The sequence below is a fragment of the Acetobacter suratthaniensis genome (assembly GCF_017377745.1).
GTDB classification, from domain to species: domain Bacteria; phylum Pseudomonadota; class Alphaproteobacteria; order Acetobacterales; family Acetobacteraceae; genus Acetobacter; species Acetobacter suratthaniensis.
This window is the reverse complement of sequence record NZ_JAFVMG010000004.1, coordinates 153524-166029: the sequence shown is the minus strand read 5'-3', so window position 1 is coordinate 166029 and position 12506 is coordinate 153524. Positions and strand designations below refer to the sequence as shown.

Annotated in this window: 14 protein-coding genes and 1 tRNA gene; 6 read left to right on the top strand and 9 right to left on the bottom strand. The window is 60.5% G+C overall.

The features are described 5' to 3' along the window. The 6 genes from J2D75_RS14645 to J2D75_RS06490 all read right to left on the bottom strand — a co-directional run. A partial coding sequence (locus J2D75_RS14645) for a DUF6538 domain-containing protein (RefSeq protein ID WP_341534964.1) occupies window positions 1–100 on the bottom strand: 100 nt, incomplete at its 3' end. A gap of 95 nt (window positions 101–195) precedes the next feature. Next, window positions 196–280, bottom strand: a tRNA-Leu gene (locus J2D75_RS06510). 57 nt (window positions 281–337) lie between these two features. Next, window positions 338–1078, bottom strand: coding sequence for a M48 family metallopeptidase (locus J2D75_RS06505; RefSeq protein WP_243428556.1), 741 nt, complete (start codon window positions 1076–1078; stop codon window positions 338–340). Next, entirely contained in the window at window positions 1041–1499 is a 459-nt protein-coding gene (locus tag J2D75_RS06500) for a YcgN family cysteine cluster protein (RefSeq protein ID WP_207853943.1), read from the bottom strand. The genes J2D75_RS06505 and J2D75_RS06500 overlap by 38 nt, the downstream gene beginning before the upstream one ends. Before the next feature lie 415 nt (window positions 1500–1914). Further along, window positions 1915–2853, bottom strand: a complete 939-nt coding sequence (locus J2D75_RS06495) for an extracellular solute-binding protein (protein ID WP_207853942.1) — start codon at window positions 2851–2853, stop codon at window positions 1915–1917. Window positions 2854–3032: 179 nt separating this feature from the next. After that, a complete protein-coding gene (locus J2D75_RS06490) occupies window positions 3033–4181 on the bottom strand; it encodes an ABC transporter ATP-binding protein (protein WP_207853941.1) in 1149 nt (382 codons plus the stop codon). Window positions 4182–4253: 72 nt separating this feature from the next. On the opposite strand from J2D75_RS06490, the gene J2D75_RS06485 reads away from it, so the two are divergent. From J2D75_RS06485 to J2D75_RS06460, 6 genes are all read left to right on the top strand, one after another. Next, window positions 4254–4556 carry a hypothetical protein gene (locus J2D75_RS06485; protein WP_207853940.1) on the top strand — a complete coding sequence of 101 codons (303 nt, stop codon included), beginning with the start codon at window positions 4254–4256 and terminating at the stop codon, window positions 4554–4556. Window positions 4557–4596: 40 nt separating this feature from the next. After that, on the top strand, window positions 4597–5016 hold the full coding sequence (locus J2D75_RS06480; RefSeq protein WP_207853939.1) for a phage holin family protein: 420 nt from the start codon (window positions 4597–4599) through the stop codon (window positions 5014–5016). 151 nt (window positions 5017–5167) lie between these two features. Beyond that, entirely contained in the window at window positions 5168–5695 is a 528-nt protein-coding gene (locus J2D75_RS06475) for a MarR family winged helix-turn-helix transcriptional regulator (RefSeq protein ID WP_207853938.1), read from the top strand. A 31-nt stretch (window positions 5696–5726) separates the two neighbouring features. Continuing rightward, window positions 5727–5921, top strand: coding sequence for a DUF1656 domain-containing protein (locus J2D75_RS06470; RefSeq protein WP_025860559.1), 195 nt, complete (start codon window positions 5727–5729; stop codon window positions 5919–5921). A 27-nt stretch (window positions 5922–5948) separates the two neighbouring features. Next, window positions 5949–6860 (top strand): biotin/lipoyl-binding protein, encoded by a 912-nt coding sequence (locus tag J2D75_RS06465; protein WP_207853937.1) that lies wholly within the window; start codon window positions 5949–5951, stop codon window positions 6858–6860. A gap of 22 nt (window positions 6861–6882) precedes the next feature. Continuing rightward, the gene (locus tag J2D75_RS06460; RefSeq protein WP_207853936.1) at window positions 6883–8397 is read left to right on the top strand and encodes an efflux transporter outer membrane subunit; all 1515 of its coding nucleotides are present in this window, start codon (window positions 6883–6885) and stop codon (window positions 8395–8397) included. A 60-nt stretch (window positions 8398–8457) separates the two neighbouring features. Here the strand turns inward: J2D75_RS06460 and J2D75_RS06455 are convergent, their stop codons facing one another. The 3 genes from J2D75_RS06455 to hpnE form a co-directional block, all read right to left on the bottom strand. Next, on the bottom strand, window positions 8458–9165 hold the full coding sequence (locus J2D75_RS06455) for a phosphorylase family protein (RefSeq protein ID WP_207853935.1): 708 nt from the start codon (window positions 9163–9165) through the stop codon (window positions 8458–8460). A 4-nt stretch (window positions 9166–9169) separates the two neighbouring features. Further along, window positions 9170–11140, bottom strand: coding sequence for a squalene--hopene cyclase (gene shc, locus J2D75_RS06450; RefSeq protein WP_207853934.1), 1971 nt, complete (start codon window positions 11138–11140; stop codon window positions 9170–9172). Window positions 11141–11202: 62 nt separating this feature from the next. Beyond that, complete coding sequence (gene hpnE, locus J2D75_RS06445; RefSeq protein WP_207853933.1) at window positions 11203–12501, bottom strand: hydroxysqualene dehydroxylase HpnE; 1299 nt, start codon at window positions 12499–12501, stop codon at window positions 11203–11205. Window positions 12502–12506: the final 5 nt, after the last annotated feature.

Sequence of the window (12506 nt, the reverse complement as noted above, 5' to 3'; positions counted from 1 at the left end):
TGCCAAGGGAGAGCCATAGCTCCTTTTGGCCCACAATATCACGGATATGTGAAGGAACGGCCCTGCGGAAATGATACCCGGATTGGAGACGGATCAACATACAGACGGCTCATTTTGTAGAAGCCGATTGTAGAAGGTTCGGCTTTTATGGTTGTGGAAAGACCATAAAAGTCAATTAAATCAATATGTTATGAGTGGTGCGAACTGCGGGACTCGAACCCGCACGCCCTATGGGCTGGAGATTTTAAGTCTCCTGCGTCTACCATTCCGCCAAGTTCGCATAGAGCGTGCAACTGGTAGTGTGTGTTAGTGTTGCGCTTTGTCTTCTAGCAACGCTTCAGGTCAGCGGCAACTCCTGCTGTCCAGCGCGCATGAGAGTGGGGCCGTGGTGGCGGAGCCAGGCTTCTGCTTGCTGGCGATGTGGGGTTAGGCGTTTTACCTGCTGCCAGAACTGATTACTATGATCCATATGTAAAAGATGGCTGAGTTCGTGGGCGATCAGGTAGTGTCTGACTTCTGGTGGAGCCATAATCAAGCGCCATGATAGCATGATGCGGCCTGTGGTAGAGCAGCTTCCCCAGCGGCTTGTGGGGTCACGGATATCCAGTCGTGTTGGTTTCAGGCCAGCGGTTTTAGCCATTGCCTGTAACTCTGCACCCAGAACGCGGGCGGCATGGTGGCGCAGGCAGTCTATGACACGGCGGGTGATGAAGGCGCTTTCGCCACAGACGATAATCTGGCCGTTTTCGATCCAGGCGCCGCCCCGTTTGTCTGGGCTATGGACAATCCGGTGCGGGTGCCCTTCCACCGGAATGACACTATCTGGCGTAAAGGAAAAAGCATTTTGCACACGCCGGAGGCGGCCAGCCAGCCAGTTCCGGTTGTTATGCAGGAAAGCCAGAGCCGTAGCCGGTGGGCAGGTGGCGGGCAGAGTAACCGTTACGGCGTTTTGCCGTGGGGCCAGCCGCATGGAAAGGCGTCTGGCCTGTTTGGATACGCGCCAGATTACGGGGAGCGTGCCGACAGGATCAATGTCGATATTATTCGGTAGCGGCAGGCTGGCCGGGCCATGTGACAATATAATCCTCCAGTGCGCCAGCTCGGCGTTCACTGATGCAGCGCCCAGCAGCAGAGGCACCAGCACTGATAACGGTGTCTGGCGTGCCGCTTATCAGCGGGTGCCATAAAGGCAGGCCACGACCTTCGCCAAGGCGACGATAGGCACAGTCCGGCGGAAGCCAGTCGAGTGTGTCGATCATATCTGGCGTCAGTGTTACACAGTCCTGAACCTTGCGGTGCCGGTTTGGGTAATCCTCGCACTGGCATGTTTTGGTATTGAGCAGCCTGCATGCGACTGACGTGTAATGCAGTTCTTCTGTGTCATCGTCACGTAGTTTGTGCAGGCAGCAGCGGCCACATCCGTCACAGAGGGATTCCCACTGGCTGCGGGTCATGTCGGCCAGAGCGGTTGTTTCCCAGAATGGGGGGGGAGTGGTCATTGTAGAATTCCAAAGACAAAAACGAGAACAAGGCTGGTTAAAACAGGTTTTTTTAGGAGCGGCCACCATAAAAGGGTTAGCCTTCTGCTCAAAGGAGCGCCCAGTTCCTGCGCGGTCGCTGTCCAGTTTGCGGGGAGCCTGCGTAAAGGCAGGGTGAGCGGCAGAACCAGTAAAGGAACCAGTAACAGGCCTTGTAGTGGTGCTGTTATACCTGTCCACCACAGGAAGGGTAGTGCGCATGCGAACAGGGTGGCGGGTATGCACAGCAGGAGTGACAAGACATAAATGATGCCAGCACAGCGCAGGTTTATCATTGCGGCCAGCACAGCAGCGGTTCCGGTTAGAGCGGTCAGGGCAAGCAGTAATGTGGAGAGTGCGCTGCCGGTATGAACGGGCAGGCTGCTAAGGTGGGCGATCACGGGTGTGCGGCCCAGCGGTGAAAGCGCTCGGTTATGGCGGGTAGGTTCTGGCTCCAGAATGTATCGTCTATAACCGTGGCGGCAGGCAGGGGTGAGAGTGCGCCGCCTGCTGCCGTAATGTCCTGCATGGAGGGCAGAGAGGGCCACGCATTGGCAAAAGCCTGCTTTTGGGCAGGAAGCTCCAGCCACGAGGCAAGTGCCAGCGCGGCATTATTATGAATGGCGCTATGGGGCACGCCCCAGCCATATTGTACAAGCAGGCGCTGTTTCCAGTGCAGGCCGAACTTGTCGCGGCTATCGCTCTGGGCGCCAAGGATTTCACCTGTGGGCACCAGTCCCATGAGTGCGCCGCCTGAAAGCAGGATCTGCCCTGCTTCTTCAGGCGTGGACCACCAGGCGATGTACGGGCGGATCTGATCCAGTTTCATGAAGGCATGATTGAGACCATCGCGCGTGGCCAGAACGCGGTAGAGCGCATCGGCTGGCACACCATCTGCCAGCAGAGCAATTTCGAGTGTAGTGCGCGGATCGCGGCGCAGGCTGCGACGCCCCGGATGGCGTGCGACATCCCAGAAATCTGCCCAGCTTGGTGACACCTCAAAGCGAAAGCGATCCCATGCCATGGCATAATCTATCCCGGCGGAGGGCGTGCTACAGACTGTCCGGTTCTGGTTGTCGGTTTCCTGAGCCAAAAGCCCCATGGTGCAGCCAATCTGTAGGCTGCTGCATTCCATCATGACCACGGCGAGACTGCGGCTGGGGTGTTCTTCCTGCTGTTGCAGGGTGCCGGGTTCGCCATTCCATGTTTTGCAGAGCAGCGGATGCCCCGAAAGCTGGCTGTAGGCGGTGAACAGTACTTTTTTCTGCGTCTGGGCAATTTTGCCCGCGAAGGTCAGAACAGTCAGGCTTTTAGGGGTATGGGCGCGTTTGGCCATAGCCCCTGTGGGCAGCAGGCAGCCCAGTCCGGCCAGCAGCGCCTGCCTGCGTGAAATCCCATGCGCAGCTGGCGGCGTGTGTGCTGTCTTGCCGGATACTATGCTGGCAACGCGGGGGGGTGAGAACGAAAACAGGGGAAACCTCTTGCACGTCTGAATGCCGGTCGGGCGGGAACAGTCTAGCGTGATTTTTCATCCATCGGAAAGGCGATGGCGTTCCGCGCCTGCCATGCCACAAGCCCCGAGCGTCCGGGCCGCAGGTCGCGCATGGTGTGAACAGGGGGGCGATGCAGCGTTATCTCCGTTCCATCGCGACTGCGCAAGCGCATGATAATAGTGCGGCCCAGATGATGGGCTGAAACGAGCGTGCAGTGGACATCGCCCGATTCGGCCTCTTCCTGCACAGGCATGTTCCCGCGGGGGAGCAGAATGGACAGCCGGTCAGGCGGGATACAGATACAGGCCAGATCATCGATGGCCAGCGCATGATCGGCCATGGCTTCCACCGTCTCGCCCGAAGGCAGGCGCAGGCTGGCGGTGTCGTCCACAATGTCCAGCACCTTGCCGGTCAGAACATTGGCGTCATCCATCGCAACAGCCACAGCGGGGCAGGCAGGGCGATTGAGCAGGGTGGGGGCATCGGCGCTCTGGAGGAGTGCACCGTTGTCCATGACGGCAATTTCGTCCGCACTCAGCAGGGCTTCTGAGCGTTGGCGGGTCAGGAGCAGAATGCTTAGCCCCAGTGCGTGGCGCAGCCGGTCCAGCATGGCCTGTTCCTGCTGGCTGGTTTGCAGGTCCATGCCGGCAAAGGGTTGGTTCAGGATCAGTACGTCGGGCTTTTGGATCAGCGCACGGGCCAGCCCCGCCCGAAAGGACTGAGCGGACGAAAGCCTGTCCGCACGCTGGTTGCGGGCGTGATCAAGACCGGTCAGGGCCAGTAGGTCGTGCCCTTGACGGAGGATTTCATGGGGGCCGAGCCCCCCGCGTGCGCGCAGGGGAAAGAGAATATTATCCAGCACCGACAGGTGGCCGAACAGCGGCGCATGCACGCCGCAGGAGGCAATATGGCGCTGGCCGGGTGGGCGGGACGTAACGTCCACACCCGCTACGAGCATGCGGCCAGCCTGTGGCGGGGCTGCCTGCTGGCGAGGCGTATCCTGCCCTGTCAGCCGGGCTGTCAGGGTTTCGATATCCTGACTGTCGGGGGCGATTCCCAACACGGCAACGCAGTCTCCCTTGGGCAGGGTCAGCGTTATGGCCGGAGCCAGCGGCAGAACCGTAAACGAGTGGAGCGCCAGCGCGGGAGGCGAGCCATGCATGTGCGGCATGCAACCATGTTCCTTGTCGGCTGTTAAACGGAGGTAAAAACTGAAGAACCCTGAATAAACGAGGTTTGAGAGATGTCTTCTGATAAAATCAAGGATATCAAGGCTGCTGGTGCTCTTGCGGCCGATACAGCGCGTGAAGAAATTGAATCCCTCAAGGCCCAGCTCGAGAAGCTGATCGGCCAGCGCGTAGCGCCGGTTCTGGGCAAGGCGAGCGAGCAGGCCGGGGCTTTCACGGAACAGGCAGTTGCCAACGCCCGCGAACTGGCAGATCATGCGCGCACTGATCTCGCCAAGCAGACGCGGGGCCAGACGCCATGGGTCTCCATCGCCGTTTCCGGCGTGGTTGGTTTCATACTTGGGCGCCTGTCTCGCTGAAGCATGAGCGTCACCCGAGTATAAGGTAGCCGCAGAACCCATGCATATCCTCGATCTTGGTAAATCCGTCCTGAATGCACAGACCAGCCTCATGCAGCAGATGGCCATACGCTATGGTCGGCAGCTTGCGTTTCTGGTCCTGGCGGCTGTATTCGGGTTCTTTGCCCTGATAACGGGGCATGGGCTTTTGTGGATTCTGCTGGTGTTTGGCGGCCATATGGGGCCTGTTGGCGCATCTTTTATGGTGTTCGGGCTCGATGTGGTGGCCGCACTGGTGTGCGTGCTGTTCGGCCGCCGGTCGTATCTGACCACGGCCGAGGTCGAGGCGCGTATCGCCCGTGACCGCTCCATGACTCATATTCGGGAATCCATGACCATGGCGGCGGTGACAGCCACCGTTGCGGGCACGGTTGGCCGTGGCGGCCTGCGCAAGGTCTGGGATGTTGTGCGCCGCAAATAAGGACTGAAATTGTCCCCCAACTGTCTAGCTGGGATAAAACCATAGGTTCCATTCCAAATTTGCATTGGCGCGGGGCGTCATTTGCGTAAATGATGGCCCGGTATTTTATAAGTGTGCAAATTTTTCGCATACTTGCCAGCGTGAGCGGTGAATGGAACCTGAGAACGATTCTCTTGAGGCAAGTGAAGCCCGCCGGTTCTTCGGGCATCGGCTGGCGCGGATTGCCGCAGCCTGGAGGCGCGAGATCGACACCGATCTACGCGCTTTCGGTCTGACTGACGCCACGTGGCGTCCTATCTACTATCTCAACTTCTCCACTACAGCCATGCGCCAGACCGATCTGGCCCGTTCCCTGTCGCTTGAGGCGCCCTCACTCGTCAGGCTGCTGGACGTGCTTGAAAAGCGCGGTTATGTCGTTCGTGAAACGGATGAGGAAGACCGTCGCTCCAAGCTCGTCAGCATTACGGATGAGGGACGGCAGGTCGCAACCCTTGTCAGTCAGGTGGCGGACGGGGTTACGGCCCGGCTGACCGCTGCCATATCGGATCAGGAGCTGGATGCGTGTGGTCAGGTGCTTGATCGGGTGGAACAGGCCGCACAGGCACACCGGGAGCTTGCCTCCCAGCCGGTGCCGTCACGCAAGGCCAGCAGCGCAGACAAGGGGAGTGATCACGTATGACGGTTTTCTACTCCCTTGGTGAGCGTGCGTCATGCTGACTGAATTCAATCTGTTCGGTGTCTTTATGGCGCCGATTGTTGTTTACGCGCTGGCCGCCCTGCCCATTACCATGGGTATCCGGTTCATGTTGTGGTGGAGCGGCCTGCTGGGCTGGTTCTGGCATATCGCGCTGTTTGAAGTGTCGCTTTACGTTTGTATTCTCTGCCTGCTGATCCTCTACGTCTGACCCGAAAAGGCTTTCGAGACCGCCGCAATGTCCCTTCTGCGCACCCTCATTCGCATCGTCCTGACCCTTGCGGTCGTGTCTCTGGCCATAGTGCTGGGGGTCACCCTGTGGAACGTCTACATGATCGCGCCCTGGACGCGTGATGGCCGCGTGCGGGTTTACGTGGTGGATGTCGCCCCCGAAGTCTCCGGCACCGTGGTGCAGATTCCGGTGGTGGATAACCAGTATGTCCATAAGGGCGACCCGCTTTTCGTGCTGGATCCGGTGCGCTTCCGTCTGGCGATCCGCGAGGCGCAGGCCCGGCTCGATGGCGCATTGGAAGACCTGAAGCTCAAACAGAACGATGCCAAGCGCCGTATGGGGCTGGGCGGTATCGTGTCGGCTGAAGAGCAGGAAGTCTTCAACTCCAGCGTGGCAACCCAGATCGCATCGGTGGATGCAGCCCGTGCAGCGCTGGATGTCGCCAAGCTGAACCTCCAGCGCTCCGTTTTATATGCTCCGGTCAATGGTTACGTAACCAACCTGAACCTGCGGGTAGGGGATTACGCCTCCGCCGGGCAGGCCCGTATGGCGCTGATCGATGCCGACTCCTACTGGGTTTACGGGTATTTTGAAGAAACCAAGATGTGGGGCGTGCATGTGGGTGATGAGGCCCGCGTGAAGCTGATGGGCTACAAGCCCATTCTGCAGGGCCATGTCGTCAGTATCGCCCGTGGTATCAACGACACCAATGGATCGCCCGACAAGCTGGGCCTGCAATCGGTCAATCCCATCTTTACATGGGTGCGTCTGGCGCAGCGTATTCCCGTACGTATCCACCTCGACCATGTGCCGGACAGTGTCACGCTGGCGGCAGGCATGACGGCGACTGTCAGCGTCGGGCCAGAGCCCCGTGGGCGGAGCGGCAGGCTGACAACATGGCTGCAGGATCATCTCTGATCGCGGGGACAGGACGAAAGTCATGAAGATTTATCGCCGTCTCGCGCTGGGCATGGCCTCCACGCTGATGCTGTCTGCCTGCACCGTCGGGCCGAACTATCAGCCCGACCGCATGAAGCTGCCCGCAGGGTTCAAGGAAGCCGCGGAGGAGCACCCCGCGACGCCAGAGGAAATCGCGCGCACCAACAAGGAAATGGTCGAGTGGTGGTCGCTGTTTCAGGATCCGCTGCTGTCCCGTCTGGTTGAGGAAGCCATTCAGGGCAATTACGACCTGCAGATTGCCAGCCAGCATATTCTGGCGGAGCGGGCGGTGCGTGACCGCGCGGCTTCGCAGTGGTACCCGCAGCTTGATGCCAATATGGGTGGGGGCGATGTGCGCTACTCGCTCAATATCGATAACTGGCCTATCCGCCCCGGCAACCCGCAGAACCGGCCGGAAGCTTCGCTGCTGACCTATGGGGCGACAGCCTCGTGGGAGCTGGATATGTTCGGCCGCATTCGCCGCGATGTGGAAGCGCACGAGCGTGAGGTGGAAACAACCATTGAAGGCCGCCGCGCCATTCTGATGGGGCTTCTGTCTGAACTGGCGTCTGATTACATGCTGCTGCGTGTCACGCAGTTGCAGATCAAGATTGCGACCGACAATATCCGCGTGGCTCAGGATGCGCTGGATCTGACCAACCGCCTGTATAGCGAAGGTGTCGGTAATACCCTGCAGATCGCACAGGCGCAGGCCGAGCTGGATGCCCAGATTGCCGAGCGTGAGCCGCTGAAAACCCGGGTTTCGCAGGTGACACACGCCATTGCCGTGCTGCTGGGAAAAATGCCCGGTGAGCTTGAGGATGAACTCAAGCAGCCACGCGACCTGCCGCATGTGCCGGATTTCCCCGCCGTACTGCCATCAGTCGTGATTGCAAACCGCCCTGATGTGCGGATGGCGGAACGTAAATATGCTCTGGCCACAGCGCAGATTGGTGTGGCTGTCGCCAATCTGTATCCGCATTTTGTGGTGCCGCTAACGTTTAACCCTAACGCATCGGCTATGTATCAGGCCTTTCAGGTGAATGCCATGAGCTGGCAGTTCCTGCTTATGGCCAGCATGCCGCTGATGCACGGCGGTAAGATGACGGCAGAAGTCCGGGCCTCTCAGGCCACGGCGGAAGCCGCCCGGCTGAGCTATCGCCAGACCGTGTTGCAGGCTTTCAAGGAAGTCGAAGACAGCATGGCCGCATGGCATGATGATATCGAATATGCCGAGCAGTTGCACAAGGCGTCGGAAGACAGCGCCACGGCCAGTGAGCGGGCGCGTAAGCTGTATGGCGCGGGCCTTGTGGGCTTTTTGGAAGTGCTGACAACCGAACGCACAACCCTTAAAGCCCAGAACATGGAAGCTCTGGCCAGACTTGAGCGCCTGCGTGATGCGGTCAATCTTTACACGGCGCTGGGGGCAGGCTGGAAAGGCGTTGCCCTGACCAATTCCACGCTTCCGGTTTCGCTCGAAACCCAGAACGTGCTGGCCAAGGCATTCTCGCAGTAAACAGGGTGGGCGGGTTAATACCCGCCTATTGCCTGCCCGGTTTCCTGCTGGCTGTACGGCTCAGGCCGTCAGCCGTTGGAAAGCTGGTGAGCGCGTACGGTTTTCAAGAAAGCTGATCATGTTGCGCCGGGCCTGTGTGGCATCCTGCCCAAGGCGGATCAGGGCCGTAATCTGGCGTGGGTCACGCAGTAGCGAGCCCAGTAATGCGCGAATATTCAACCCGCCATCGGGCGAGAGAACTGTGGCGGCAACAGGGGGCAGCGTTCGTTCTGCCGGGTCGCATATCACACGCAGAACCGCGAAGGGCAGGCCGGATTCCTGCGCCGCACGGGCCAGAAAGCCGCTCTCCATATCTAACGCCGCGCAGTTGAAGCGTGCATGCAGCGCGGCCTTGTTGTCTGCTTCCAGCACGACATCGTCGCTATGTAGCAGCGCACCTCCCCGCACACCATTCAGATCTCCACCCAGAATGTGACGGAGGGTGGGGTCGCATTTCCAGCGTTCGGCATGGTCAACGACCGTATCGGGAATGACGATGCTCCCGGCGGATAACCCCGGCTCAAGCCCTGCCGCCAGCCCGAAGGACAGCAGGCAGTTGACACCGCATTGCGCCAGTCGCGCGGCTTCGCGTTCGGCTCCGGCACGGGTTGCGCCACTGGCCGCAATGGCCGCATGGGGGAACACCTTGCGCACAAGGCGGGCTTCGGCCTTCAGCCCGACCAGAATACCCGGCCGGGAGAGAGGGAACTGTACGGCGGCCAGTGCCATAGGCTTAGAACCCGAAAGCTACGCGGCGGGTGTTGCTGGTTTCAAGGTTACGATAGCGGGCCAGTGCCAGCAGCGGGAAGAACTGCTTGTAGCCATGATAGCGCAGGTAAAACACCTTGGGGAAACCCACGGCGTTATACGGGTCTTCGTGCCATTCGCCCTGTTCGTCCTGCTGCGAGGCCAGCCACGACATCGCACGGGAAACGGCGGGGTCATCCCGGCGGCCAGCAGCCATCAGGGCCAGTGCTCCCCAGGCTGTCTGTGAAGGCAGGCTTTGCTTGTAAGTGCCACGCGGGCCATCCTCGAAGGATTCGCAGCCTTCGCCCCAGCCGCCATCTTCCTGCTGGACAGAGCGCAGCCATTCCACAGCGCGGACAACGGCGGGGTCATCATGGGAAATGCCTGCCGCGTTGAAGGCGCAGAGCACTGACCATGTGCCGTAAATGTAATTGGTACCCCACCGCCCGAACCATGAGCCATCGGCTTCCTGTTCGCGGCGCAGGTAGTCCAGCCCGCGCTGGATGACGGGTTCATCTTCCGGGTGGCCAAGCTGTGCAAGGAAGGACACGCACCGCGCCGTGACATCCGCCGTGGGCGGGTCGAGCAGCGCACCGTGGTCGGCAAAGGGAATGTGGTTGAGAATGTCCTTGTTGTTGTCGATGTCAAACGCACCCCAGCCCCCATTGGTGCTTTGCATGCCAATAATCCACTGGCGGGCGCGTTCGATGGATTCCGCGTTTTCAGGATCACCCTCGCGGTGCAGCAGCATGCCAACAACGGCGGTGTCGTCCACATCCGGGTAGTAGTCATTGCCATACTGGAAAGCCCAGCCGCCGGGAGCGAGATCGGGCTTGTTGATGGCCCAGTCACCCTTGACGTCCAGAATCTGCTTGCTGCGCAGCCATGCGCTGGTTTTCTTCAGCGCGGCCAGTGTTTTTTCGGGCGCGATGCCGTTGGGGCCGGAAGCCGCCTCGATCATGGCATGGCCGGACAGGCCCGTATCCCAGATGGGAGAGACACAGGGCTGACAGTAGGCTTCGTCATCCTTCTGGACGATCAGCCCCTGCACGGCTTCCCATGCGGTGGCGGCGCGGGGGTCGGTATCGGGTACGCCAAGTGCGCGGTACATCATGACCGTATTGGCCATGGCCGGGTAAATGGCGCCGATACCGTCCTTGCCATTCAGGCGGGGTTCGATGAAGTCGATCGCGGCCTTGATGGCCTTTTCATGCGTCTTGGCCGGGATCATCGGCACGAGCGGGCGCAGGGCCATGTCCAGCCCTTTGAAGACGTAACCCCAGTTGGAGCGGTAGGGGCCGCGAATCCAGTCGCGCACTTTTTCCGGTGGCGTGCGGAACAGCTCACGCACATGGATCTGGCGCGGGTTGAGGGCCAGCGGGCGCAGGGCCGCCAGCACCAGCAGCGGCGCAATAACCGTGCGCGACCAGTAGGACATGTTCCAGACGGAAAAGAACGCCGAGCGCGACAGCAGCATGATTTCCACGGGCATGACAGGTGTTGCCCGCCACGGCACTTCCCCGAACAGGGCAAGCTGGAAACGGGTAAATACGTTGGAGCGCTCGGCCCCGCCATGTGCGAGAATGGCTTCTCGTGCGCGTTTCATATGCGGGGCGTTGATGTCATCCCCCGCCGCTTTGAGGGCGAAATAGGCTTTTACCGAGGCGGAGATGTTGAAGTCGCCATCGTGGTAAAGGGGCCAGCCATGATGCACATCGCTCTGGATACGGCGCAGATAGACCGCCATTTTCTGTTCCAGCTCGTCGTCGATCCGGTCGAGAAAATGTTCCAGCAGGATATATTCCGCCGGAATGGTGGCATCGGCTTCCAGCTCGTAAACCCAGTGGCCATCATCCCGCTGCACGCGGCCCAGTGCCGCATGGGCATTGGTGACGACACGATCCAGTTCATCACGGGATAAGGGGGAAGCGGGAAGGGCGCTGCCGTCAGCGGCCATGGTTGGTGTTCCTCTCTGTTCGCGGGCGTGTCCACGCGGTTATGCGGTGAAGTGGCTGGTGTTCAGCCGGGCGCCCTTAGTCCGAGTGCATGCACTGCAAGGATACCCGATCTCATTGCACCTTCAAGGGTCGCGGGCAAGCCTGTGTTGGTCCAGTCTCCTGCCAGTGCAAGGTTGGCCAGCGCGGTGGCCGGGCCGGGCCGCAGGCGGTTCTGTTCCGGGGTTGCGGCAAAGGTTGCGCGTTTTTCCCAAACAATCCTCTGCTCGGCCGGTGTGGCGGGCAGGGGGGTAAGCAGGGTTGGGTCGCAGGTGCGGCGCACCTCATGCCAGATGGCGCGGGCCAGATCTTCGGGGTCACGCTCGGCATGGCGATTGGCCGCACTGACCGTAACGGACAGGACGGAGCCACGCAGGAATACCCATTCCGCAATGCCGCCAATCACACCAATAAAGCCGCAGCGGGCAAAGGAGCCGGTGGGCTGCGGGGGGGTATCAAGGCGGAAATGCAGGTTGAGAATGCTCTCGAACGCGGTGGGCGTGACCAGACCGTGCAGGTGGTTTTCCAGCAGGCTGCGCGTGACCGGCGCCGGGGTTGCAACAATGACGTGGTCTTCCGCATCAAGGGCGATTGGCCCTTCCGCCGTGTGGAGTGCCGTGACACGCCCCTGCGCGGTTTCGATACCTGTCATGCGGCTTTGGGTGCGGATTTCGGCCCGCACAGCCCGCAGATGCGCCAGAGCGGGGTCTACGAAGGTTTCGGATAACCCGTCGCGTGCATGGAAAGGAATACAGGCTTCGCCACCCAGTGAGAGCGACTGTTTGATGACAGCCCCCATCAGGGCGGCGCTGCCTGTTGCGCAATCGGTATTGAGTGCTGAAATGGCCAGCGGTTCGAGCAGCCTGCGTGCCAGGGCGCCGGGCAGTAGGCAGTCATCGACGGTTGTATCCGGCCCGGCCTGCATGAGCGCGTAGAGGCTGCGCAGGTCTGGCAGCCGCATGTCCGGCACGCGTCGATGGGGCTGGAAAACCCACCAAGGCAGGCGCCCGCGTGAGAGGTCGAGCGTCCAGCGGGCGTCTTCCTCCAGATCCACGAAGGGAAAAATCGGGGCTTTTGGCCCGGCCAGCGTATCAAGTGCGCCTGTCAGGCCGAGATAGCGGAACAGGGTTTTGTTGGCTGACAGGAACAGGTGGTTACCGTTGTCGATCCGGCAGCCAAGCTGTTTATCGTCATAGGAACGTGCCCGGCCGCCACAGGCCCGCCCGGCTTCATGGACGATAACGTGCCGACCTGACCCCGCCACTTCAACCGCAGCAGCCAGCCCGGCCATGCCGCCACCAATAATATGCAGTACGCCTGCCATGCCTG

Coding starts and splice junctions, on each gene's coding strand:
- J2D75_RS06500 (WP_207853943.1), bottom strand. CDS start 1,499: ATGACCACTCCCCCCCCATTCTGGGAAACAACCGCTCTGGCCGACATG.
- J2D75_RS06495 (WP_207853942.1), bottom strand. CDS start 2,853: ATGGCCAAACGCGCCCATACCCCTAAAAGCCTGACTGTTCTGACCTTC.
- J2D75_RS06490 (WP_207853941.1), bottom strand. CDS start 4,181: ATGCCGCACATGCATGGCTCGCCTCCCGCGCTGGCGCTCCACTCGTTT.
- J2D75_RS06485 (WP_207853940.1), top strand. CDS start 4,254: ATGTCTTCTGATAAAATCAAGGATATCAAGGCTGCTGGTGCTCTTGCG.
- J2D75_RS06480 (WP_207853939.1), top strand. CDS start 4,597: ATGCATATCCTCGATCTTGGTAAATCCGTCCTGAATGCACAGACCAGC.
- J2D75_RS06475 (WP_207853938.1), top strand. CDS start 5,168: ATGGAACCTGAGAACGATTCTCTTGAGGCAAGTGAAGCCCGCCGGTTC.
- J2D75_RS06470 (WP_025860559.1), top strand. CDS start 5,727: ATGCTGACTGAATTCAATCTGTTCGGTGTCTTTATGGCGCCGATTGTT.
- J2D75_RS06465 (WP_207853937.1), top strand. CDS start 5,949: ATGTCCCTTCTGCGCACCCTCATTCGCATCGTCCTGACCCTTGCGGTC.
- J2D75_RS06460 (WP_207853936.1), top strand. CDS start 6,883: ATGAAGATTTATCGCCGTCTCGCGCTGGGCATGGCCTCCACGCTGATG.
- J2D75_RS06455 (WP_207853935.1), bottom strand. CDS start 9,165: ATGGCACTGGCCGCCGTACAGTTCCCTCTCTCCCGGCCGGGTATTCTG.
- shc (WP_207853934.1), bottom strand. CDS start 11,140: ATGGCCGCTGACGGCAGCGCCCTTCCCGCTTCCCCCTTATCCCGTGAT.
- hpnE (WP_207853933.1), bottom strand. CDS start 12,501: ATGGCAGGCGTACTGCATATTATTGGTGGCGGCATGGCCGGGCTGGCT.